Genomic DNA, 19,405 nt, shown 5'->3' on the forward strand with positions numbered 1-19,405 from the left:
CATAAAACCATAGATTGATCATATTGATGACCGCTGCGCTGCGACACATCCGGCGTTTAAACCTCGGGGGGCAGCCCTGGCCGCGCCTGAACGGCTCACCACGACAGGGGAATAAAAAAAGGCGACCGGAGTCGCCTTTTATAAGCCTGTTGCTGGTTACATCTTATTTAGAGATGTGAGCAATCAGATCCAGAACTTTGTGAGAGTAGCCAGTTTCGTTGTCGTACCAGGAAACCAGTTTCACGAAGTTGTCGTTCAGTGCGATACCGGCTTTGGCATCGAACACGGAAGTGCAGGTTTCGCCGTTGAAGTCGGTAGAAACAACGTCTTCTTCGGTGTAACCCAGAACGCCTTTCATCGCGCCTTCAGAAGCGGCTTTCATCGCTTTCTTGATGTCTTCGTAAGTTGCTGGTTTAGCCAGACGTACAGTCAGGTCAACAACAGACACGTTCGGGGTCGGAACGCGGAACGCCATACCGGTCAGTTTGCCGTTCAGTTCTGGCAGTACTTTACCAACTGCTTTAGCAGCACCGGTAGAGGACGGGATGATGTTCTGGGATGCGCCGCGGCCGCCGCGCCAGTCTTTGTGAGACGGGCCATCAACGGTTTTCTGAGTAGCGGTGGTCGCGTGAACAGTGGTCATCAGCGCTTCAACGATACCGAAGTTGTCGTTAACAACTTTAGCCAGCGGAGCCAGGCAGTTGGTGGTGCAAGACGCGTTGGAAACGATGTCCTGGCCTGCATAGGTGTCGAAGTTAGCGCCACGTACGAACATCGGGGTGCTGTCTTTGGACGGGCCAGTCATAACGACTTTTTTCGCGCCAGCAGTGATGTGTTTACGTGCAGTTTCGTCAGTCAGGAACAGACCAGTTGCTTCAGCAACGACGTCAACGCCTGCTTCGTTCCACTTCAGGTTAGCCGGGTCACGTTCAGCGGTAACACGGATTTTTTTACCGTTAACGATCAGATGACCGTCTTTCACTTCAACGGTGCCGTTAAAACGACCGTGAGTGGAGTCATATTTCAGCATGTAAGCCATGTATTCAGCGTCTAACAGATCGTTGATTGCAACGATCTCGATGTCAGAACGTTCCTGAGCAGCACGGAAAACAATGCGACCGATACGGCCAAAACCGTTGATACCTACTTTGATAGTCATATATTCCACCAGCTATTTGTTAGTGAATAAAAGGTTGGCTGTAAAATTACAAAAACCTTACTCAGCGTCAAGCGGAATCGTGTCAATCATTGCGACAAATCAAACGTATGACCACGTATTATTCAATGTATTCCACCTGACAGCCTGAACGCCTCAACCCATATGGGGCCGGACGCGTCGATTTTAAAGGGGTAAATGCATAAAAATGTGATTGTCATCACAATTGTACCCCCAGTAAGACAACCGCCGAGAATTAACACCAAATGAGTTCGGTTACTGTTAATGTTTTGTTAGAATAGAAGGGATAATGTTATCTGTCTAACGTGCACAAGATACCCCTATGAGCAGATCCGATTCCGCTGAAAACGTAAAGCAAACCCTGAGCGATGTTCAATTTTACGTTACCCAACAACGGGGTACCGAAGCCCCCTTTACCGGCCGCCTGCTGCATAACCAGCGTGATGGCCTCTACCACTGCCTGGTCTGCGACGCGCCGTTGTTTACCTCGCAGAGTAAATTTGATTCCGGCTGCGGCTGGCCGAGTTTCTTTGAGCCTGTGACGCCGGACGCTATCCGTTACCTGGAAGATACCTCCCACGGTATGCGTCGGGTAGAGATCCGCTGTGCGAAGTGTGATGCCCATTTAGGCCACGTCTTTCCCGATGGCCCACAGCCCACCGGCGAGCGTTATTGCGTCAACTCGGCCTCCCTGAGCTTTATTGACGGCGCCGACGGCGGCAAAACTAACGGCTAAAGAAACGATTCAGCAAATTATTCCATTCGGGGGAGCACCAATGAATCTCGACGATATGATCACCTCACTGACACCAGAGGTCTATCAGCGCCTGGCCACCGCCGTAGAATTAGGCAAGTGGCCGGACGGGGTAGCGCTGACAGCGGAACAGAAAGAGAACTGCCTGCAACTGGTGATGCTGTGGCAAAGCCGCAACAACCATGACGCTCAACATATGACCCTGAACACCCAGGGGCAGATTGAGATGAAAAGTAAGCAGCAGCTCAAGGCGGATTTTGGCGTGGTGCCGCCGCCTATCACCACGCTTAAACCTCAGTAATTGCCCGCCGCCGGATGGGGCTGTTCCGGCGGCCTATCCGCCGTGGCTTTCCAGCCAGTCCGTCAGGGTGTACAACGTGGCCCCGGCGGCGGCCATGTCCTGAAACGCCAGCGCGCTGTCCTGGGGGGTAATATTCACCCCCCGGCAGCCGTCGGTTATCACATCCACCTGATAGTGCAGATCCAGCGCATCAAGCACGGTGAATTTGACACAATAATCCGTGGCCAGCCCGAGGATAACCAGATGGGTAATCTGCCGCTGGCTCAGCCAGTCATGAAGCCCGGTTTGCTGGCGGTGGCCATTGTCAAAAAAGCCGCTGTAGCTGTCGATGCGCGGATCCTGGCCTTTATCCATGATCACACAGATCCCCTGGCTGTCCAGCAGCGGGTGCAACGCGGCGCCATTGCTATGCTGGACACAGTGATCCGGCCACCAGGTCTGTGCCAGGCCATCAAGGGTTCCCTGGGTATAGGGTTGCGCCTGCTGAACCCGGGCAAAGCTGCCGTGATCGGCGGGGTGCCAGTCCCGGGTGGCCACGACCGCCGCCCCGCGGGCGTTGAACACCGCTATCAGCTGATTAGCAATATCAACCGTACTGTCCCCCTGCGGTACCGCCAGGGCCCCGCCGGCACAAAAGTCATTCTGTAAATCAACCAGCAGTAAAGCAGACTGTTTCATGATGGCTCCGTTGTCAGGTATCAGTCGTCAGGGGTTAGTTCGCCGCGCAGGTTCGTGGTCATCGCTCTGCGGATTTCCTCAACAGTCAACCCCAGACTGAGCAGGTAATGCAACTTGGTCAGCGCCGCTTCGACAGTCATATCATAACCACTGATCACCCCCGCCTGGGCCAGCGCGTTGCCGGTGGCATAGCCCCCCATATTGACCTTCCCGGAGATACACTGGGTGAGGTTAACCACGATAATACCGCGCTGGCAGGCTTCGGTAAGCGTGGCGAGAAACGCCGGTTGCTGGGGGGCATTCCCCACGCCGTAAGAACGCAGGATCAGCGCCCGTACTGGCTGGCGCACAAAATTGCTGACCACCTCGGCGGATATCCCCGGGTAGATGGTCACCACCCCAATGGGCTGGGGAGTAATCGGATGAACAATCAGCGGGCCGCTCTGGGCCGGGGCCGGGGGGGTATTCAGGCGGCGGATATTGATACCGGCTTCCAGCAGGGGCGGCAGATTGGGGGAGTCGAAGGCATCAAAACCATCGGCATGGGCTTTGGTGGTGCGGTTTCCCCGGTACAGCCGGTTATTAAAGAACAGGCTGACGTCGTTGATCGGGTAGTTCGCCGCCACATACAGGGCATTCAGCAAATTAATCTGCCCGTCTGATCGCAGCTCCGCTAACGGGATTTGTGACCCTGTCACAATGACCGGTTTGCCGAGGTTTTCCAGCATAAACGACAGGGCAGAGGCGGTAAACGCCATGGTGTCGGTGCCGTGCAGGATCACAAAACCGTCGTAATGGTCGTAATTCGCCTGGATATCATCGGCAATATGCTGCCAGTCCTCCGGCGTCATATCCGAAGAGTCCATCAGCGGCTGGTATTCATGGATGGTGAAGTCCGGCATTTCCGGACGGTGAAACTCCGGCATCAGTGCCAGCTGGCGCTGTAAATGGCCGGATACCGGTACATAACCGTGGGCAGAGCGTTGCATACCGATGGTGCCGCCGGTATAGGCGACATAAATGGATTTCTTTGCCATAGCTTACTCGGGCCTGTAATAAACAGCCGCAGTATAGAGGGGGACGGGGGAAAAAACAGCCCGGGAATCCCCGGGCCGTTGCGTTTGATTATTTGATGTCCGCACAGTTGAGGCAGAACGCATAGCGATTGCGCGGGTCGTTAAACATTGACAGCTTGTCGCTTTCCACTTTAACCGCACTGGCGGCATCTGCCAGCGGCGCCGGCAGCGCCGCGCGGATGGCTTCCGGCAACATGGCGCGCACCGAGCCATTCAGGCTTGAGAACACCAGATCCAGCATTGACGGATCGTCCTGGTAGTAAGAGAGGGACCAGGTTTTCAGCTTCGCCAGCCCGGCGGCTTTAGCGACGGCGTCATCAAAATCCCCCAGACTGTCTACCAGGCCATTGTTTTTTGCGTCCTGGCCAGTCCAGACATGGCCCTGCGCAATCTGATCGATCTGCTGCGGGGTTTTATTCCGCGACTTCGCCACCAGGTTAATAAAGCGCTGGTAGCCGTTCTCGATAGACAGCTGGATCATCTGCTGCACTTCCAGCGGTAGCGCTTTGGTGGTGGAGACATCCGCCAGCGGCGAGGTGGCCACCCCGTCGGTGTTGACGCCAATCTCACGCAGGCTATTTTCCAGGGTGTTGACCACCCCAAAGATGCCAATGGAGCCGGTAAGGGTGCTCGGGTTCGCGACGATGTAATTCGCCGGGGTCGAGATCCAGTAGCCCCCGGAGGCCGCCATCCCGCCCATAGAAACCACCACCGGTTTGCCCGCCTCGCGCGCGGCTTCCAGCTCTTCACGGATCAGCTCAGAGGCGCTGACGCTGCCCCCCGGGCTGTTAACCCGCAGGACGATAGCTTTTACTGCCGGATCAAGGCGCGCTTCGCGGATCTGGTGGGCCGTGGTATCACCGCCGACATTCCCCGGGGTTTCTTCCCCGTCCATAATCGCCCCGCTGGCATAAATCACCGCAATGGTCGAGGACTGACGGGGTTTGGCTTTGACCTGATAGTCATACAGGCTGACGGCCTGGAAATCTTTGTCTTTCTTATTCCAGCCAAATTTCTCGGTAAGGGCTTTTTCTACCTGAGCCGGGGTGGCCAGGGCATCAACCAGTTTGCTGTTCAGGGCGTACTGGGCCGTATCACCGGAGAGCTTTTGCAGCGCATCGAGGGTTGCCTGGGCCCCCGGGAAGAGCTGCTGGGCGGTAATCTGGCGGTTAGCCGCCACGGTGTTCAGGTAGTTCTGCCACAGCTCGCCAATCCAGCGGCCGTCTGCCTCCCGGGCAGCCGGGGACATATCGTCGCGGATAAACGGCTCCACCGCAGACTTATACGTGCCGACCCGGAACACATGGGTAGAGACTTTCAGCTTATCCAGCAGGGATTTGTAATACAGGCCGTTAGTGGCAAAACCATGCAGGTCTACCATCCCCTGAGGGGAGAGCCAGATTTTATTGGCAAAGCTGGCCAGATAGTATTGCCCCTGGCTGTAGCTGTCGCCGATGGCGTACACCGGTTTGCCGCTATCGCGAAATTCGCGCAGCGCCTTACCGATATACTGCATTGATGGCTGATCGCCCCCGGCAAAATCTTTTAAATCCAGCACCAGGCCGGTGATATTGCTGTCGGTTTTCGCCTGACGGATTGCATCGACGATATCAAACAGGGAGTTTTCCTGCAGTTTGTCGGTGTTGGCACCAAACAGCTGGCGGCCAATAATGCCGATTTTGTTGCTAACGGAGGGTTTGTCTACCACCACCCCGGTGATATCCAGCAGCAGTGCGCCGCGTGCGGTTTCCGGTGAGGTAGAGCTGGATTGTACCCAGATGCCGGCAATAATCAGCACCAAAGCAATAAAGATCAGATTAAAGAACAGTGAGCGGGTGAAATTAAGCAACCGCCATGTCCATCTAAAAAATGCGCTTATATAACGCCAGAGGGTACGCATGTCTTCTCCATATCATAGAATGTGAGCTCCCTGACATTCGGACAGGGTGGTGGTCTATCCTAAAGACCGATTAGCCCCTTGTCAGCAGGAAATCGGGGCGGACTGTAACAAAATACCTTGCTATGTTAGTTTTGTGCACAAATCGGAAGACAGGAGCGAGTTAAATGGATGCACTTGAATTGCTGGTTCAGCGCCGCAGCGCATCGCGGCTGGCGGAACCTGCCCCCGAGGGGGATGTTCTGCAAAATATTCTGCGGGCCGCCATGCGCGCCCCGGATCACGGCAGTTTGCAGCCCTGGCGTTTCACGCTGATTGAAGGCGAAGGCCGCGACCGGTTTAGCCAGCTGCTGGAGCAGGCGGCCCGTGAAGCGGGTGAGGATGACAAACGAATTGAAAAGGCCCGCACCGCGCCGTTCCGTGCGCCACTGATTATTACGGTTGTCGCCCACTGTGAGCAACATCATAAAGTGCCCCTGTGGGAGCAAGAGATGAGCGCCGGTTGCGCGGTGATGGCGATGCAAATGGCCGCGCTTGCCCAGGGGTTTAACGGCATCTGGCGCAGCGGTGTGTTAACCGAAAGCCCCGTGGTGCGCACGGCGTTTGGCTGCCGTGAGCAGGACAAAATTGTCGGCTTCTTATATCTGGGCACCCCCCAGTTAAAATCGTCCACCACCCTCAGCGTGGTTGACCCGGCGCCGTTTGTGCGTCGGTTCTGATGCCAGACTGCCCGGGTCGCCGGGCAGTTATGGTTACGCTTTATCCGCCGCTGCCGGCATTTTGCCGTCCAGCCCCGCGAATTCAGAGTCCGGCACTTACCTGTGGCAGCCCGACGCGCTACCATAGGCTGCCGTGTTGCCAGAGGGCATTGGCGGCATCACCCGGTGCGTGTTTATCCATCAGCAGGAGTAGTCCATGAGTGAGCATTCCGTAACCCCCGATAACGTCCGTTTGACCCAATACAGTCACGGAGCAGGTTGTGGTTGTAAAATTTCCCCCAAGGTGCTGGAAGCTATCCTGCACAGTGAGCAGGCGAAGTTTGTTGACCCGAACCTGTTGGTTGGCAACGAGACCAGCGACGATGCGGCGGTATATGACCTGGGTAACGGTACCTGCATCATCAGCACCACGGACTTTTTTATGCCCATCGTTGATGATGCCTTCGATTTTGGCCGTATCGCAGCCACTAATGCCATCAGCGATATTTTTGCCATGGGCGGTAAACCTATCATGGCTATCGCTATCCTCGGCTGGCCGATTAACGTGCTCTCGCCGGAGATTGCCCGCCGGGTAATTGAAGGCGGCCGTTTCGCCTGCCAGCAGGCGGGGATTGCCCTGGCCGGCGGGCACTCTATTGACTCCCCGGAGCCCATTTTTGGTCTGGCGGTCACCGGCGTTGTATCTAGCGAACGAATTAAGAAAAACAGCACTGCCGAGGCGGGCTGCAAACTGTTCCTGACCAAGCCGCTGGGCATTGGTGTCCTGACCACCGCCGAGAAAAAATCCCTGCTGCGCCCGGAACACCAGGGGCTGGCAACCCGCGTGATGTGCCAGATGAACCTGGCCGGGGCGGATTTTGCCGCCATCGACGGGGTCAAAGCGATGACCGACGTCACCGGCTTTGGGTTGCTGGGGCACTTGAGTGAAGTCTGCCGCGGTGCCGGTGTCCAGGCGCTGGTGCGCTACCAGGATGTGCCTAAACTGCCCGGGGTGGAGGAATACATTGCCCAGGGCTCCGTCCCCGGGGGCAGCGGGCGTAACTTTGCCAGCTATGGCTACCTGATGGGGGAGATGCCGCAAGCCTGGCGCGATCTGCTGTGCGATCCGCAAACCTCCGGCGGCTTATTGCTGGCGGTCACCCCGGATGCGGAGGCCGCTGTTCAGGCCGCAGCCGCAAAATACGACATCACGCTGACCGCCATTGGTGAGCTGCGTGACGCCCGCGCCGGGCGGCCGATGATCGAGATAGTATAATCTGATGCGGTTGTTTATTGCAGAAAAACCGAGCCTGGCCAGGGCCATTGCCGACGTGTTGCCTAAGCCCCACCGCAAAGGGGATGGGTTTATCGAATGTGGTAACGGCCAGGTGGTGACCTGGTGCATCGGTCACCTGCTGGAGCAGGCCCAGCCGGATGCTTACGATAGCCGTTTTGCCCGCTGGAACCTCGCGGACTTACCGATTATTCCCGAGAAATGGCAACTTCAGCCCCGGGCTTCAGTAACCAAACAGCTTAATGTCATTAAGCGCTATCTCCATGAGGCCAGTGAAGTGATCCACGCCGGTGACCCGGATCGCGAAGGGCAACTGCTGGTGGATGAGGTGCTGGACTATTTACACCTGCCGGCGGAGAAGCGCCAGCAGGTCCAGCGCTGCCTGATAAACGATCTCAACCCCCAGGCCGTGGAACGGGCCATTGACCGGCTGCGGGCCAACAGCGAGTTTATTCCGCTGTGTGTTTCCGCCCTGGCCCGGGCCCGGGCGGACTGGCTGTACGGGATCAATATGACCCGGGCCTGGACTATCCTTGGCCGGAATGCCGGTTATCAGGGGGTATTGTCCGTGGGCCGGGTACAAACACCGGTACTGGGGCTGGTGGCGCGGCGGGATGAAGAGATTGAAAACTTTGTCCCCCGGGATTTTTTTGAGGTCAAAGCCCATATTGTCACCCCCGCAGACGAGCGTTTCGTGGCGGTATGGCAGCCCAGTGAGTCCTGTGAGCCTTATCAGGATGAAGAAGGGCGCCTGCTAAACCGGGCCCTGGCGGAACATGTGGTCAGGCGCATTGCCGGCCAGCCCGCCGCGGTGACCGCCTATAACGATAAGCGCGAGTCAGAACCGGCGCCGCTGCCGTTTTCGCTCTCCGCGCTGCAAATTGAAGCGGCGCGCAAGTTCGGCCTGAGTGCGCAGAACGTGCTGGACATCTGCCAGAAGCTCTACGAAACCCATAAGCTTATCACTTATCCGCGCTCCGACAGCCGCTATCTGCCGGAAGAGCATTTCGCCGGGCGCCATGCGGTACTCAACGCCATTGGGGTACATGCGGCGGATTTACTGCCCCAGCCGGTGGTGGATGCCGATCGCCGTAACCGCTGCTGGGACGATAAAAAAGTGGATGCCCACCACGCCATCATTCCCACCGCGCGCACCGGCCAGGTGCGCTTAACGGAGCATGAGTCCCAGATTTACCAGCTGGTGGCCCGCCAGTATCTGATGCAGTTCTGCCCGGATGCGGTGTTCCGTAAATGCGTTATCGATCTGGACATTGCCGGTGGCAAATTTATTGCCAAGGCGCGTTTCCTGGCCGAGGCCGGATGGCGCACCTTACTGGGCAATAAAGAGCGCGATGAAGAGAACGACGGCACCCCGCTGCCGGTGGTGGCCAAAGGGGACAGTTTATTGTGTGAGAAGGGCGAGGTTGTTGAACGCCAGACCCAGCCGCCCCGGCACTTTACCGACGCGACACTGCTGTCCGCCATGACCGGGATTGCCCGCTTTGTGCAGGATAAAGATCTGAAAAAGATCCTGCGCGCCACTGACGGGCTGGGCACTGAGGCCACCCGGGCCGGGATCATTGAGCTGTTGTTCAAGCGCAGCTTTCTGGTGAAAAAAGGCCGCTATATCCACGCCACCGAGGCGGGGCGCGCCCTGATCCACGCCTTGCCGGAGATGGCCACCCGCCCGGATATGACCGCCCACTGGGAGTCGGTATTAACCCAAATCAGTGAAAAGCAGTGCCGCTATCAGGATTTTATGCAGCCGCTGGAATCAACGCTGCATGATCTGATTGGCCAGGCGCGTAATACCTCGGTGCGGCAGTTCCGCCAGGTGGTAGTGTCTGCGGGCAGTGAGCAGAAGGCACCGCGGCGAAAGACGAGGAAAAAGCCCGCCGCAACTGATTAGCGGGCCGGTGATTGCCCGGCACAGGCCGGGCAATTATGCGGGTCAGACCCCCGGGATTAACGCGACAGAGGGCTTAAATAACCCCCTGGGCTATCATGGCATCCGCCACCTTAACAAAACCGGCGATGTTCGCCCCCTGAACATAGTTGGTTTGTTGCTGCTCGCCGCCGTATTCGACGCAGTGCTGGTGAATATCCAGCATAATATGGTGCAGGCGGGCGTCGACTTTTTCCGCTTTCCAGCTCAGGCGCGCCGCGTTCTGGGCCATTTCCAGCCCCGACGTGGCTACCCCACCGGCATTCGCCGCTTTACCCGGCGCAAACAGCACCCCGGCATCGAGGAACAGCGTGGTGGCGTCAATGGTGGTCGGCATATTTGCCCCCTCCGCGACCGCTTTCACCCCGTTGGCAATCAACACCCGGGCGGCGTCGGTATCCAGTTCGTTCTGGGTGGCACAGGGCAGGGCGATATCGACCGGAACCGCCCAGGGCTGCTGGCCTTCCAGATAGGCTAAGCCGAACTCCCGGGCATAATCTGCGACCCGGCCATCGCGGCTGGCTTTGATTTCGCACAGTCGGGCCAGTTTTTCCGTGGTGAAACCGGCTTCATCCACCACGGTGCCGCTGGAGTCAGACGCGGTCACCACCCGGGCGCCGAGGGCCATGGCTTTCTCAATGGCATACTGGGCCACATTGCCGGAGCCGGACACGGCCACCCGCATCCCTTCAAAATCCAGCCCGTGGCGTTTCAGCATCGCCTGGGTGAAGTACACCAGTCCGTAGCCGGTGGCTTCCGGGCGGATCAGACTGCCGCCGAAGGAGAGCCCTTTCCCGGTAAAGACACAGGCGCTGTTGTTAGACAGCTTACGCATCATCCCGGCCATAAAGCCCACTTCGCGCCCGCCGACCCCGATATCCCCGGCGGGGACGTCAGTATCCGGGCCGAGGTGGCGATACAGTTCGGTCATCAGGGCCTGGCAAAACCGCATTACCTCACCGTCGCTTTTGCCTTTGGGATCAAAATCACTGCCGCCTTTACCGCCGCCCATTGGCAGAGTGGTCAGGGCATTTTTAAAGGTTTGTTCGAACCCGAGGAATTTCAGGATAGACAAGTTAACGGACGGATGGAAGCGCATCCCGCCTTTATAAGGGCCAATGGCGGAGTTGAACTGCACCCGCCAGGCGCGGTTTACCTGCACCTGGTTATGGTCATCGACCCAGACCACGCGAAACTGAATGGCGCGCTCCGGCTCTACCAGGCGCTCCAGCAGTGAGAGCTGGCGGTAACGGGGGTGTTGTTCGAGGAAGGGCCACAGGGTGGACATCACTTCCCGGACGGCCTGAGCAAATTCCGGCTGGTGCGGGTCCCTGGCGTGAACCCTATCAAGAAAAGCAGAGAGCGAAACAGACTGATCCATAGCGATAAGAACCTCTTATGGTAATGCGGTTGTAATTATGATGGTTGTGTTAAATTTTGGCTTGCCACCGCACTATACCACCCGTAACCCTAAGTACATCAAGGGGAAATATGGCGCTGCGCTAAAATAATTATCTGCGGGGGATCATCATAAAAAATGATGATAATCCGGGGGTTTTACCCGGTGATATCGCGCCGGATAAACGCCTCCAGCAGCGGAATATCCGCCGGGGCGAGGGGGTAGTCCCGGGCCTGCCCGGGGGTGCACCACACCAGGGCACTGTGGCTGGCGGTCTGTTGCAGGCTGCCGCTAAACTGCGGCACACACCAGGCGTGCAGGTGGATTATCCGCCCCGAGACGGCCTGCCGGTGGCTGGCAATCCACTCACTGGGGGATGCGCTGATCCCCAGCTCTTCGGCCAGCTCCCGGCGCAGGGCCTGGGGCTGGGTTTCACCGGGTTCCACTTTGCCGCCGGGAAACTCCCACAGCCCCGGTTGATCGCTGCTGGCAGAGCGGCGGGCGAGTAATATTTTGCCGTCCATCACTATAATCGCGGCGACAACATCAATCGTTTTCAGCATGGTTGTCAATATTCAGTAGCCAAAAATGACATATTATCCCCGCCTTCCGATAACCGAAAGTCAGGAGTCTTCGGTGAGCCAACAATCCCCCTGGGTTAAGCCATTAACGGCGTTGCCCGCGTCATTGCGCCCGCTGGTGGCGTTACAGAAAAAACATTATGGCCAGTTGCTCAATCCCACCCGCTGGTGGGGGCGCAGCCCGTTTCTGTTCTGGCTGGTGGGGCTCTTTGTCGGCCACCTTGAGCGCCGGGCCTCGCCGGTCGCCCCGCTGACCCGGGCGCTGGTGATGACCCGGGTCTCCCAGCGCTGCCACTGTGCGTTTTGCATTGATGCCAATAGCCTGAAGCTGGCCGGGCATCAGGGCGGGCAGGATAAACTGCTGAAGGTGGCCCAGTGGCAGACTGCCGGGGGCTTCAGTGATGCCGAGCAAGCCGCGCTGGCCTATGCAGAGGCGATGACCGCCACCCCGCCACAGATTGACGCGGCGCTCAAGGCCCGTTTGCAGGCGCACTATAATGATCAGGCGATCACCGAACTCACGGCGATTATCGCATTCCAGAACCTGTCGGCGCGCTTTAACAGCGCGCTGGCGATCCCGTCCCAGGGGCTTTGTGCGGCAAAAGGGGTGGATACTGATGTTAGATAGTCGCCTGCATCCGCTGGTGAAACCGCTCCTTAACGGGATGGTGGCGCGCATTGACCGGCCCGGGGTCAGCCCCGATGGGCTAACGCTGATTGGTTTTGCTATTGGGGTATTGACCCTGCCGTTTCTGGCGCTGCACTGGTATCCGGCGGCGGTGCTGACCATTGTGCTCAACCGGCTGTTTGATGGCCTGGACGGGGCGCTGGCCCGGCGGCGTGGCTTAACCGATGCCGGGGGGTTTTTAGATATTACACTGGATTTTCTGTTTTACGCCCTGGTGCCGTTTGGCTTTATCCTCGCCGATCCGCTGCACCACGGGTTACCCGGCGCCTGGCTGCTGTTTGCTTTTATCGGTACCGGCAGCAGTTTTCTGGCGTTTGCCGCCCTGGCGGCGAAACACCAGATAACCTGCCCGGATTATCCCCATAAATCGTTGTTTTACCTCGGGGGGCTGACCGAGGGGAGCGAAACAATCCTGGTGTTTATCCTCAGCGCGCTGTTTCCGCCGTTCTTTCCCTGGCTGGCGTGGATTTTTGGGGCTCTGTGCTGGTTCACCACCCTGACCCGCATCGCCGGGGGCTACCAGGCCCTGAAACAGGCGGCGCGGCGCTAACATCACGGGGGCTGGCCCCCGTGATGGTTGACCCTGCGCGGTTAGCGGGTGCTGTCCGGGGTGCGCGGGCCGGTGGCTACCGGGTTGTGCGGATCACTGCTCCACTCATACCAGCCGCCGTCATAGAGGGCGATATTTTTCCAGCCCATGGCCCGGGCATACATAAAGGTTTCTGCCGCCCGCCAGCCGGTGCCGCAATAAAACGCCACTTGCTGATCGGGCCGGATATGCCAGCCCGCCCACATGCTTTCAATATCACCGGCACTGCGCATGGTGCCATCCGGGTTATGGAAATCTTCCATATGGGTTGAATCACTGCCCGCATGGCCCCAGCGCGCGCCGGCAATATCGCCTTTCGGTTTGATATAGCTGTAGCCGCTGGTGGTGCCGATAAACTCCGGCCAGGAGCGGATGCTGACCAGGGAGGCGTCATTACGGTGCAGCAGCGCCCGGGCCTGTTCAGTATTGAGCATTAACTGGGGCTGGGCCGGAATGGTCACCCCGAAGTCCGCCGCGGGTGGCTGGGGCGACGGCAGGCCGCGTTCGACGGGTAAATCCGCCGCAGACCAGGTTTGCCATCCGCCGTCCAGCAAGCGCACGTCGCTCACCCCGGCATAGAGCATTATCTGGGCAACCCGGGCGGCGGCATAGACATCGCGGCTATACAAAATCACCGTGGTGTCATGGCGCACACCGTGTTTGGCCAGCATCGCCTTGAGTGCCGGCGCGGAGACGGTATTCCACAGCGGCTCGCTTTCTACCTCGTTGGTGTCAATATAACCGGCCCCGGGGATATGGCTCAGCAAGTAGCGTTTCGGGGCTCCCCAGCCCGCCTCAAACACTTTCCAGTCGCCCTGAGGTTTGGCGATGACCGGCTTGTGGTGTTGCAGATCGAACAGCCACTGGGGGTAAACCAGTTGTTCAAAATGCGCTAAGCGCTGCAGACGGGCATTGTCACGCAGCGCATCTTGCAATAGGACCAGATGGGTGAACTTTATCCCGCGCAGCCGCTTGCGGACCGCGGCTACCTGCTCGCTGTCACCATACAGGGCAATCGGGGTGTCCGGCATCAACTGGTGCTGCCGGGCCCAGGCCGCCAGTTGATCGTCGCTCATGGCGTCCAGCCAGGTGGCGGACAAGTTAAGGGCCTGGGGCTCATGGCCAGATGTCGCCCCCTGGGGGGCGGGCCAGCCATTGAAAAACGCGCTGGGGCGGGTGTCAATAATTGCCCCGCGTTGCTGCTGGATTTGCGCCAGAGTGGCCTGGTCTGGGGCCGCCGCGCAGGCGTGGCTGACCAGTCCACTTCCCAGCAGCAGGGAGAGGGCCAGCGTGGTTAGTTGAGAAACACGTTTCATCGAGTAACCCGGAGGTAAGTAAAAAAGAGGCGCTATTGTGCCGGTAATTCCCCGGGGTTACTTTGCGCTAACGCATAGCCGGGGCCCATTGGGCCATCTGGAGCGCCCGCCCGCCGGGGGGGATATCCTGGGCATCGTGGGTCACCTGGATAACCGGGATGGCGCGTTCGGCCACCCGGGAAAAGACCCACTGGCGAAAATCAGCGCGCAGGGTGCTGTCCAGCCGTGAGAACGGCTCATCCAGCAGCAGTGCCCGGGGCTCTGCCAGCAGGGCGCGTAACAGGCTCACCCGGCTGGATTGTCCCCCGGAAAGGGTGGCCGGATCGCGGTGAAAAAATCCCCCCAGCCCGGCGTGCGCCAGGGCGGTTTCTGCCCGGGCGATACGCTGGCGCGGGTTACCACTCCCTGCCGGAAGGGCCACCAGTAAATTGTCGCCAACACTGAGGTGGGGGAATAACAGCGGCGCCTGAAACAGGATCCCGCAACGGCGCTGTGTGGTTGGCAGGTGGTCAATTCTGGCCCCCGCCAGCCACAGCTCTCCTTGTGCGGTCATGCCCGGTGGGAGCGCACCGATCATCCAGTGCAGCAGGCTGGACTTTCCGCAGCCAGATGGCCCCATCAGGGTTAATACTTCCCCCGGGGCGACAGTGAAATTCACCGCCTGTAACAGCGGCTGGCGGTGGTTGTTGAGCGCCAGATGGGCAACCTGCAACATCAGAGAACTCCTTGCCGGCGCCGGGCCTGCCAGCGGCGCAGGGCGGCGGATAACAAAAATAGTGCCAGCGGCAGCAGCGCCAGCAAAAGCGCCTGGCCGGACTGGCGCTGGACATCGCCACCGCTGCTGAGGGCGACCGCCTCGGTGGTCAGGGTCGGGATCCGGCCGCCCCCGTTATACAGCGTGCTGAGGTATTGGGCGACGCTGACCGAGAACCCGATAGCAAAGGCCGTCAGCAGGGGGCGCAGCATCAGCGGTAACGTCAGGCGCCAGAAACGGCGGGCGCTACCCCATCCCAGGGTCCGGGCGGTCAGCGCCAGTCTGGGGTCAATGGCGCGCCAGGCGGGTTGCAGCACCATCAGCATCCAGGGCAGCACCCATAACAGATGGCTCCAGATAACCCCGGCCAGTTGACCATCCAGCCCGATAGCCAGCAGGGTGTGGTATTGCCCGCTGATAAGCGGCAGGGCGGGCAGCACCAGGGGCAGCCACAGCAGGCGGCTAACGCGGCTGAGCCCGCTGTACAGCCATAACAGGCTGACTACCCCCCCGATAGCGCTACTTAGCAGGCCGATGATCAGGGTGTTATACAGTGGGCGCAGGTCCAGCCACTGCCAGGCAGTCAATGACACCGCCAGGGAGGCGCTAAACGGCACCACCAGCGATGTTACCGCCAGAATGGCCAGCGCCAGCCAGGTGACGCTAGTAATAATTCCGCCCCCCAGTGGGCCGATAACCGGGATGATATCGCGGCGTCGTTTACCGCCAGGATGGGTGCTGCACCGGCAGAATAACCGCCACAGCAGCCACCCCAGCAGGCTGAGCCCGGCCAGCAACAATACCAGCAGCAGCGCCACCAGTAACCCGGCCTGCTGGCGCGCGGGGTCAGCATCATTCAGCCACTGCCAGCTAAGCACGGCGAGGGTCGGCGGGTTGCCGGGGCCAATAACAAGGGCGACATCCACCACCGAGAGGCTCCAGGCCGCAGAGGCCAGCAGCGTTGGCACCAGGGCAGGCAGTAACCCCGGCACCACCGCCAGTATCACCGCCTGCCAGGGGCGGTAACCCAGGGTCCGGGCGGCCATCATCCGGGGGGCGACTTCTTCGCGGCCAATCAGGCCCGCCGTGACCCAGAGCAGAAATCCCCCCTCTTTCAGGGCCAGCACCAGCCCCATCCCCAGCCCCCAGGGATCGGCGATGCTGTGATAAGCCGGCCAGATCCGGCTTAGCCAGCCGCCGTCGCTGAACAGCAACAACAGGGCGCTGGCAACGGCGAGGTGCGGCACCGCCAGCAGCCAGGGTAACTGCCGGAGCTGGCGCTGCCAGCGCGGGCCGGGCCAACTGGCCGACACGATAACCAACACCAGTAACAGCGCGCCGCCCAGTGCCACCAGGGTGGAGATCAGTGTGGCGGCCAGAGCCCGGGGGAGTTGCGCTTCGCCCAGCAGCAGCCCCCAGCCCGGGGGGCTGGCCAGTGCCTGGACGCAGTTATACAGCCCCGGCAGTATCGGGAAGCCAATGATCCCGGCCGCCAGCAGGCTTAATCCGGTGGTTAGCGGGTGCCGTAGCGGTGCAGCCATGCCTGCTCCAGCAGTGGTACCCAGGCGGCATTCGGTTCGCCGAGCACGGCTACTGGTTCCTCTGGCTGATGACGGGCGAGCCGTTCACCCCAGGGGGCGGGCACCTTCTGCGCATCGAGCACGCTGGGATCGCCCCAGACCGCAGGGTCGGTTTTGGCGGCCTGGGCCGGTGGGGATAGCAGATAGTTAGCCACCACCTGGGCGGCGGCCTTAGCGCGGGCATTGGCCGGGATGGCGACAAAATGCACGTTGCCTATCATCCCGCCCCGAAAGCCAAATGTCTGGCTGTCCGCGGGCAGCTGTTTGCTCAGAACCAGATGGCGGGCGTGGGCCGGGTTAAAGGTCATCGACATCATCAGCGCCCCCTGGGCGAACAGGCGATCCAGTTGGCCCGGGTTGGCGGGGAAGTCTTTCCCCTGGCGCCATAACAGCGGGTGGAGCTTATCCAGATAGGCCCAGAGCGGCGCGGTGACCTGGCCGACGGTGGCGGGGTCCGGCGGCTGGCGCAGGGCCCGGGGATCCGGGGTCAGCATGCTGAGCAGTTGCTCAAGAAATGCCGTGCCGGTGAAATCCGGCGGCCGCGGGTAGCTGAATTTCCCGGGGTTAGCCCGGGCGGCATCCAGCAGCGCCTGGCTATCCCCGGGGTGGGGGGACGACTGGCGAGTAATAAACAGCAACTGGGCACTGCCCCAGGGGGACTCTGACCCGTCGGTGGGGTGGGTAAAATCTTCCTGAACCGGGAGCGCGGTGTTGACATAGCGCCAGTTGGGGAGCTGTTGCGCCCAGCCCTCCAGCAGCAACCCCTGGCGCTTGAGGGTGTAAAAATTCTCCCCGTTAACCCACAGCAAGTCGACGGAGCCGCCATCTGTGCGGCGGCCGCTGGCGGTCTCAGTGGCGATGCGTTTTACGCTGTCTGCCGCATCGGCAATGTGCACAATATTAAGGGTGATATTGTAGTGGCGCTTCATCTCGGCGCTCACCTGGTCGAGATAACGATTCACCGCGCTATCACCGCCCCAGGCATTAAACCAGACGGTCTGGCCGCTGGCCTGCTGGCGGGTGGTTTGCCAGTCTGCCGGGTGTGCGGCGCCGGTCAGGGAAAATAACAGCGCGACCATCAGCGATAACGCGAACGGCAGGGGGAGGCGTTTCAACGGGGGCTCCTGTGCGTAAACCTTTTCGCCAGCGCCGGGCGAATAACGCGCACCGCCAGCGGTAACAGGCCGATAAGTATCAGCGCCAGGAGCATGCCCGGCGAAACAATATCCTGCAGGCGATGTATCTGGCTGAGCTGATGCCCGGCATTCAGGTAGATAACCGTGGCCGGTAACATCCCCAGTTGGCTAACCCACCAGTAACGCCAGAGTGAGAGGGGGGTGAGGCCCATCAGCAGGTTAACCAGGAAGAACGGGAACAGCGGCATCAGGCGCAGGGCGAACAGGTAATAGCTGCCGTCCCGGGCGATGCCCCGATTGACGCGGGCCAGCCGGGTACTGAATCGGCGCTGTACCAGGTCGCGCAGCAGATAGCGGCTGGTTAACATCGCCAGGGTGGCCCCGGCGGTGGAGGCAAATGAAATCAGCAGGGTGCCCCACAGCAGGCCAAATTGCGCCCCGGCAAGCAGGGTGAGTACCGTAGCCCCGGGAAATGACAGCGCCGTGGCCAGGATATACACCGCGAAAAATACCCCCGCGGTTTGCCAGGGGGCGTGCTGCGCCAGCAGGGTAAAGTGTTGCTGGTAAGCCAGCACGGATGTGAGGCTAAGTGCTCCGGGGGGCAGTAGCCACCACCCACAGAGCACCAGGGCCAGTACCATAAACAGTAAAAAGCGGCGTGGGCCTTTCATCAACAGCGTACCCGACAATCAGAGATCAAATACCACCCAGGCCGGAGCATGGTCTGAGGGTTTTTCCATTCCGCGGATCTGATAGTCGATACCGGTTTCAACACAACGGCTGGCCAGCGGCTGGCTGGCTAACAGCAGATCTATTCGCAGCCCGCGGTTATCGTCGAACCCTTTCGAGCGGTAGTCAAACCACGAGAAGTGATCAGCAGTTTGCGGGTTAGCGTGGCGGTAGGTGTCCACCAGGCCCCAGTTAAGCAGGCGATCCATCCACTCACGCTCTTCCGGTAAAAAGGAACACTTCCCGGTGCGCAGCCAGCGTTTGCGGTTTTCTTCGCCGATGCCGATGTCCAGATCGCTGGGGCTGATGTTCATATCCCCCATAATCAGTACCGGTGATTCCCGGGTGAGTGCGGTGGTCAGATAATCTTGCAGGCTCTGGTAAAACGCCTGTTTGGCCGGGAACTTGGTCGGGTGGTCGCGGCTTTCCCCCTGGGGGAAGTAACCATTAATCACCGTAATATTCCCCAGCGCCGAAGGGATCTCCGCCATGATCAGGCGGCGCTGGGCATCTTCACCATCGTCCGGGAAGCCCCGGCGCACCGACACCGGTGTCGCCTTGGTAAGTAAGGCGACACCGTAGTGGCCTTTTTGCCCGTGGTAGAACACGTTGTAGCCGAGTTTTGCCACCTCCTCCAGCGGAAACATATCGTCATGCACTTTGGTTTCCTGGAGGCCGATAACGTCCGGCTGGTGCTGCTCGACAATGGCAGCTAACTGGTGGGGACGTGCGCGCAGTCCGTTGATATTAAAAGAGACAAATTTCATATTCGCCGCCAATTTTGCAGATGAAGGTGGCTGGATGTTAGCAGAA

General features: G+C 59.6%; 19 protein-coding genes. 7 read left to right on the top strand and 12 right to left on the bottom strand.

The window, feature by feature from the left end:
* Positions 1–163: 163 nt before the first annotated feature.
* The gene (gapA, locus tag F9C28_RS03075) at positions 164–1,159 is read right to left on the bottom strand and encodes a glyceraldehyde-3-phosphate dehydrogenase (protein ID WP_199013763.1); all 996 of its coding nucleotides are present in this window, start codon (positions 1,157–1,159) and stop codon (positions 164–166) included.
* Between the two features lie 340 nt (positions 1,160–1,499).
* Between gapA and msrB the strand changes: the two genes are divergently transcribed.
* Positions 1,500–1,913 (top strand): peptide-methionine (R)-S-oxide reductase MsrB, encoded by a 414-nt coding sequence (msrB, locus tag F9C28_RS03080; RefSeq protein WP_199013765.1) that lies wholly within the window; start codon positions 1,500–1,502, stop codon positions 1,911–1,913.
* 40 nt (positions 1,914–1,953) lie between these two features.
* On the top strand, positions 1,954–2,232 hold the full coding sequence (locus F9C28_RS03085) for a YeaC family protein (RefSeq protein WP_199013766.1): 279 nt from the start codon (positions 1,954–1,956) through the stop codon (positions 2,230–2,232).
* Between the two features lie 33 nt (positions 2,233–2,265).
* Here F9C28_RS03085 and pncA read toward each other — a convergent pair whose 3' ends face one another.
* The 3 genes from pncA to sppA all read right to left on the bottom strand — a co-directional run bounded on the left by pncA (position 2,266) and on the right by sppA (position 5,886).
* A complete protein-coding gene (pncA, locus tag F9C28_RS03090) occupies positions 2,266–2,910 on the bottom strand; it encodes a bifunctional nicotinamidase/pyrazinamidase (RefSeq protein WP_199013768.1) in 645 nt (214 codons plus the stop codon).
* Between the two features lie 20 nt (positions 2,911–2,930).
* On the bottom strand, positions 2,931–3,947 hold the full coding sequence (ansA, locus tag F9C28_RS03095; RefSeq protein ID WP_199013770.1) for an asparaginase: 1,017 nt from the start codon (positions 3,945–3,947) through the stop codon (positions 2,931–2,933).
* Between the two features lie 88 nt (positions 3,948–4,035).
* A complete protein-coding gene (sppA, locus tag F9C28_RS03100) occupies positions 4,036–5,886 on the bottom strand; it encodes a signal peptide peptidase SppA (protein WP_199013773.1) in 1,851 nt (616 codons plus the stop codon).
* A 164-nt stretch (positions 5,887–6,050) separates the two neighbouring features.
* Here sppA and F9C28_RS03105 point away from each other — a divergent pair, with 164 nt between their 5' ends.
* The 3 genes from F9C28_RS03105 (at position 6,051) to F9C28_RS03115 (ending at position 9,784) form a co-directional block, all read left to right on the top strand.
* Entirely contained in the window at positions 6,051–6,602 is a 552-nt protein-coding gene (locus tag F9C28_RS03105; protein ID WP_199013774.1) for an NAD(P)H nitroreductase, read from the top strand.
* 196 nt (positions 6,603–6,798) lie between these two features.
* On the top strand, positions 6,799–7,857 hold the full coding sequence (gene selD, locus F9C28_RS03110; protein WP_199013775.1) for a selenide, water dikinase SelD: 1,059 nt from the start codon (positions 6,799–6,801) through the stop codon (positions 7,855–7,857).
* 4 nt (positions 7,858–7,861) lie between these two features.
* Entirely contained in the window at positions 7,862–9,784 is a 1,923-nt protein-coding gene (locus tag F9C28_RS03115) for a DNA topoisomerase III (protein ID WP_199013777.1), read from the top strand.
* Positions 9,785–9,857: 73 nt separating this feature from the next.
* Here the strand turns inward: F9C28_RS03115 and gdhA are convergent, their stop codons facing one another.
* Both gdhA and F9C28_RS03125 read right to left on the bottom strand, forming a co-directional pair.
* Complete coding sequence (gdhA, locus tag F9C28_RS03120) at positions 9,858–11,201, bottom strand: NADP-specific glutamate dehydrogenase (protein ID WP_199013779.1); 1,344 nt, start codon at positions 11,199–11,201, stop codon at positions 9,858–9,860.
* Positions 11,202–11,377: 176 nt separating this feature from the next.
* Positions 11,378–11,782 (bottom strand): pyrimidine (deoxy)nucleoside triphosphate diphosphatase, encoded by a 405-nt coding sequence (locus F9C28_RS03125; protein WP_269846405.1) that lies wholly within the window; start codon positions 11,780–11,782, stop codon positions 11,378–11,380.
* Positions 11,783–11,855: 73 nt separating this feature from the next.
* On the opposite strand from F9C28_RS03125, the gene F9C28_RS03130 reads away from it, so the two are divergent.
* On the top strand, positions 11,856–12,428 hold the full coding sequence (locus F9C28_RS03130; RefSeq protein WP_199013780.1) for a carboxymuconolactone decarboxylase family protein: 573 nt from the start codon (positions 11,856–11,858) through the stop codon (positions 12,426–12,428).
* Positions 12,418–13,038 carry a CDP-alcohol phosphatidyltransferase family protein gene (locus F9C28_RS03135; protein ID WP_199013781.1) on the top strand — a complete coding sequence of 207 codons (621 nt, stop codon included), beginning with the start codon at positions 12,418–12,420 and terminating at the stop codon, positions 13,036–13,038. The genes F9C28_RS03130 and F9C28_RS03135 overlap by 11 nt, the downstream gene beginning before the upstream one ends.
* A 41-nt stretch (positions 13,039–13,079) precedes the next feature.
* On the opposite strand, the gene F9C28_RS03140 is transcribed toward F9C28_RS03135, so the two are convergent.
* The 6 genes from F9C28_RS03140 to xthA all read right to left on the bottom strand — a co-directional run bounded on the left by F9C28_RS03140 (position 13,080) and on the right by xthA (position 19,359).
* Positions 13,080–14,393 carry a rhodanese-like domain-containing protein gene (locus tag F9C28_RS03140; protein WP_199013782.1) on the bottom strand — a complete coding sequence of 438 codons (1,314 nt, stop codon included), beginning with the start codon at positions 14,391–14,393 and terminating at the stop codon, positions 13,080–13,082.
* A gap of 67 nt (positions 14,394–14,460) precedes the next feature.
* Positions 14,461–15,108, bottom strand: a complete 648-nt coding sequence (locus F9C28_RS03145; RefSeq protein ID WP_199013783.1) for an ATP-binding cassette domain-containing protein — start codon at positions 15,106–15,108, stop codon at positions 14,461–14,463.
* A complete protein-coding gene (locus tag F9C28_RS03150; protein WP_199013784.1) occupies positions 15,108–16,688 on the bottom strand; it encodes an ABC transporter permease subunit in 1,581 nt (526 codons plus the stop codon). The genes F9C28_RS03145 and F9C28_RS03150 overlap by 1 nt, the downstream gene beginning before the upstream one ends.
* Positions 16,661–17,806: an ABC transporter substrate-binding protein gene (locus tag F9C28_RS03155; RefSeq protein ID WP_199013873.1), complete on the bottom strand. Its 1,146-nt coding sequence runs from the start codon at positions 17,804–17,806 to the stop codon at positions 16,661–16,663. Before F9C28_RS03155 ends, F9C28_RS03150 begins: the two co-directional genes overlap by 28 nt.
* Positions 17,807–17,838: 32 nt before the next feature.
* Positions 17,839–18,534: a TVP38/TMEM64 family protein gene (locus tag F9C28_RS03160; RefSeq protein ID WP_199013785.1), complete on the bottom strand. Its 696-nt coding sequence runs from the start codon at positions 18,532–18,534 to the stop codon at positions 17,839–17,841.
* Between the two features lie 18 nt (positions 18,535–18,552).
* Positions 18,553–19,359 (bottom strand): exodeoxyribonuclease III, encoded by an 807-nt coding sequence (gene xthA / locus F9C28_RS03165; RefSeq protein WP_199013786.1) that lies wholly within the window; start codon positions 19,357–19,359, stop codon positions 18,553–18,555.
* Between the last annotated feature and the right edge of the window lie 46 nt (positions 19,360–19,405).

Origin of the sequence: Shimwellia pseudoproteus (assembly GCF_016415625.1) — a bacterium.
Lineage (GTDB): Bacteria > Pseudomonadota > Gammaproteobacteria > Enterobacterales > Enterobacteriaceae > Shimwellia > Shimwellia pseudoproteus.

Coding starts and splice junctions, on each gene's coding strand:
- sppA (WP_199013773.1), bottom strand. CDS start 5,886: ATGCGTACCCTCTGGCGTTATATAAGCGCATTTTTTAGATGGACATGG.
- xthA (WP_199013786.1), bottom strand. CDS start 19,359: ATGAAATTTGTCTCTTTTAATATCAACGGACTGCGCGCACGTCCCCAC.
- F9C28_RS03105 (WP_199013774.1), top strand. CDS start 6,051: ATGGATGCACTTGAATTGCTGGTTCAGCGCCGCAGCGCATCGCGGCTG.
- F9C28_RS03140 (WP_199013782.1), bottom strand. CDS start 14,393: ATGAAACGTGTTTCTCAACTAACCACGCTGGCCCTCTCCCTGCTGCTG.
- gapA (WP_199013763.1), bottom strand. CDS start 1,159: ATGACTATCAAAGTAGGTATCAACGGTTTTGGCCGTATCGGTCGCATT.
- msrB (WP_199013765.1), top strand. CDS start 1,500: ATGAGCAGATCCGATTCCGCTGAAAACGTAAAGCAAACCCTGAGCGAT.
- ansA (WP_199013770.1), bottom strand. CDS start 3,947: ATGGCAAAGAAATCCATTTATGTCGCCTATACCGGCGGCACCATCGGT.
- F9C28_RS03145 (WP_199013783.1), bottom strand. CDS start 15,108: ATGTTGCAGGTTGCCCATCTGGCGCTCAACAACCACCGCCAGCCGCTG.
- F9C28_RS03135 (WP_199013781.1), top strand. CDS start 12,418: ATGTTAGATAGTCGCCTGCATCCGCTGGTGAAACCGCTCCTTAACGGG.
- F9C28_RS03150 (WP_199013784.1), bottom strand. CDS start 16,688: ATGGCTGCACCGCTACGGCACCCGCTAACCACCGGATTAAGCCTGCTG.
- selD (WP_199013775.1), top strand. CDS start 6,799: ATGAGTGAGCATTCCGTAACCCCCGATAACGTCCGTTTGACCCAATAC.
- gdhA (WP_199013779.1), bottom strand. CDS start 11,201: ATGGATCAGTCTGTTTCGCTCTCTGCTTTTCTTGATAGGGTTCACGCC.
- F9C28_RS03085 (WP_199013766.1), top strand. CDS start 1,954: ATGAATCTCGACGATATGATCACCTCACTGACACCAGAGGTCTATCAG.
- F9C28_RS03115 (WP_199013777.1), top strand. CDS start 7,862: ATGCGGTTGTTTATTGCAGAAAAACCGAGCCTGGCCAGGGCCATTGCC.
- pncA (WP_199013768.1), bottom strand. CDS start 2,910: ATGAAACAGTCTGCTTTACTGCTGGTTGATTTACAGAATGACTTTTGT.
- F9C28_RS03160 (WP_199013785.1), bottom strand. CDS start 18,534: ATGAAAGGCCCACGCCGCTTTTTACTGTTTATGGTACTGGCCCTGGTG.
- F9C28_RS03155 (WP_199013873.1), bottom strand. CDS start 17,806: ATGGTCGCGCTGTTATTTTCCCTGACCGGCGCCGCACACCCGGCAGAC.
- F9C28_RS03125 (WP_269846405.1), bottom strand. CDS start 11,782: ATGCTGAAAACGATTGATGTTGTCGCCGCGATTATAGTGATGGACGGC.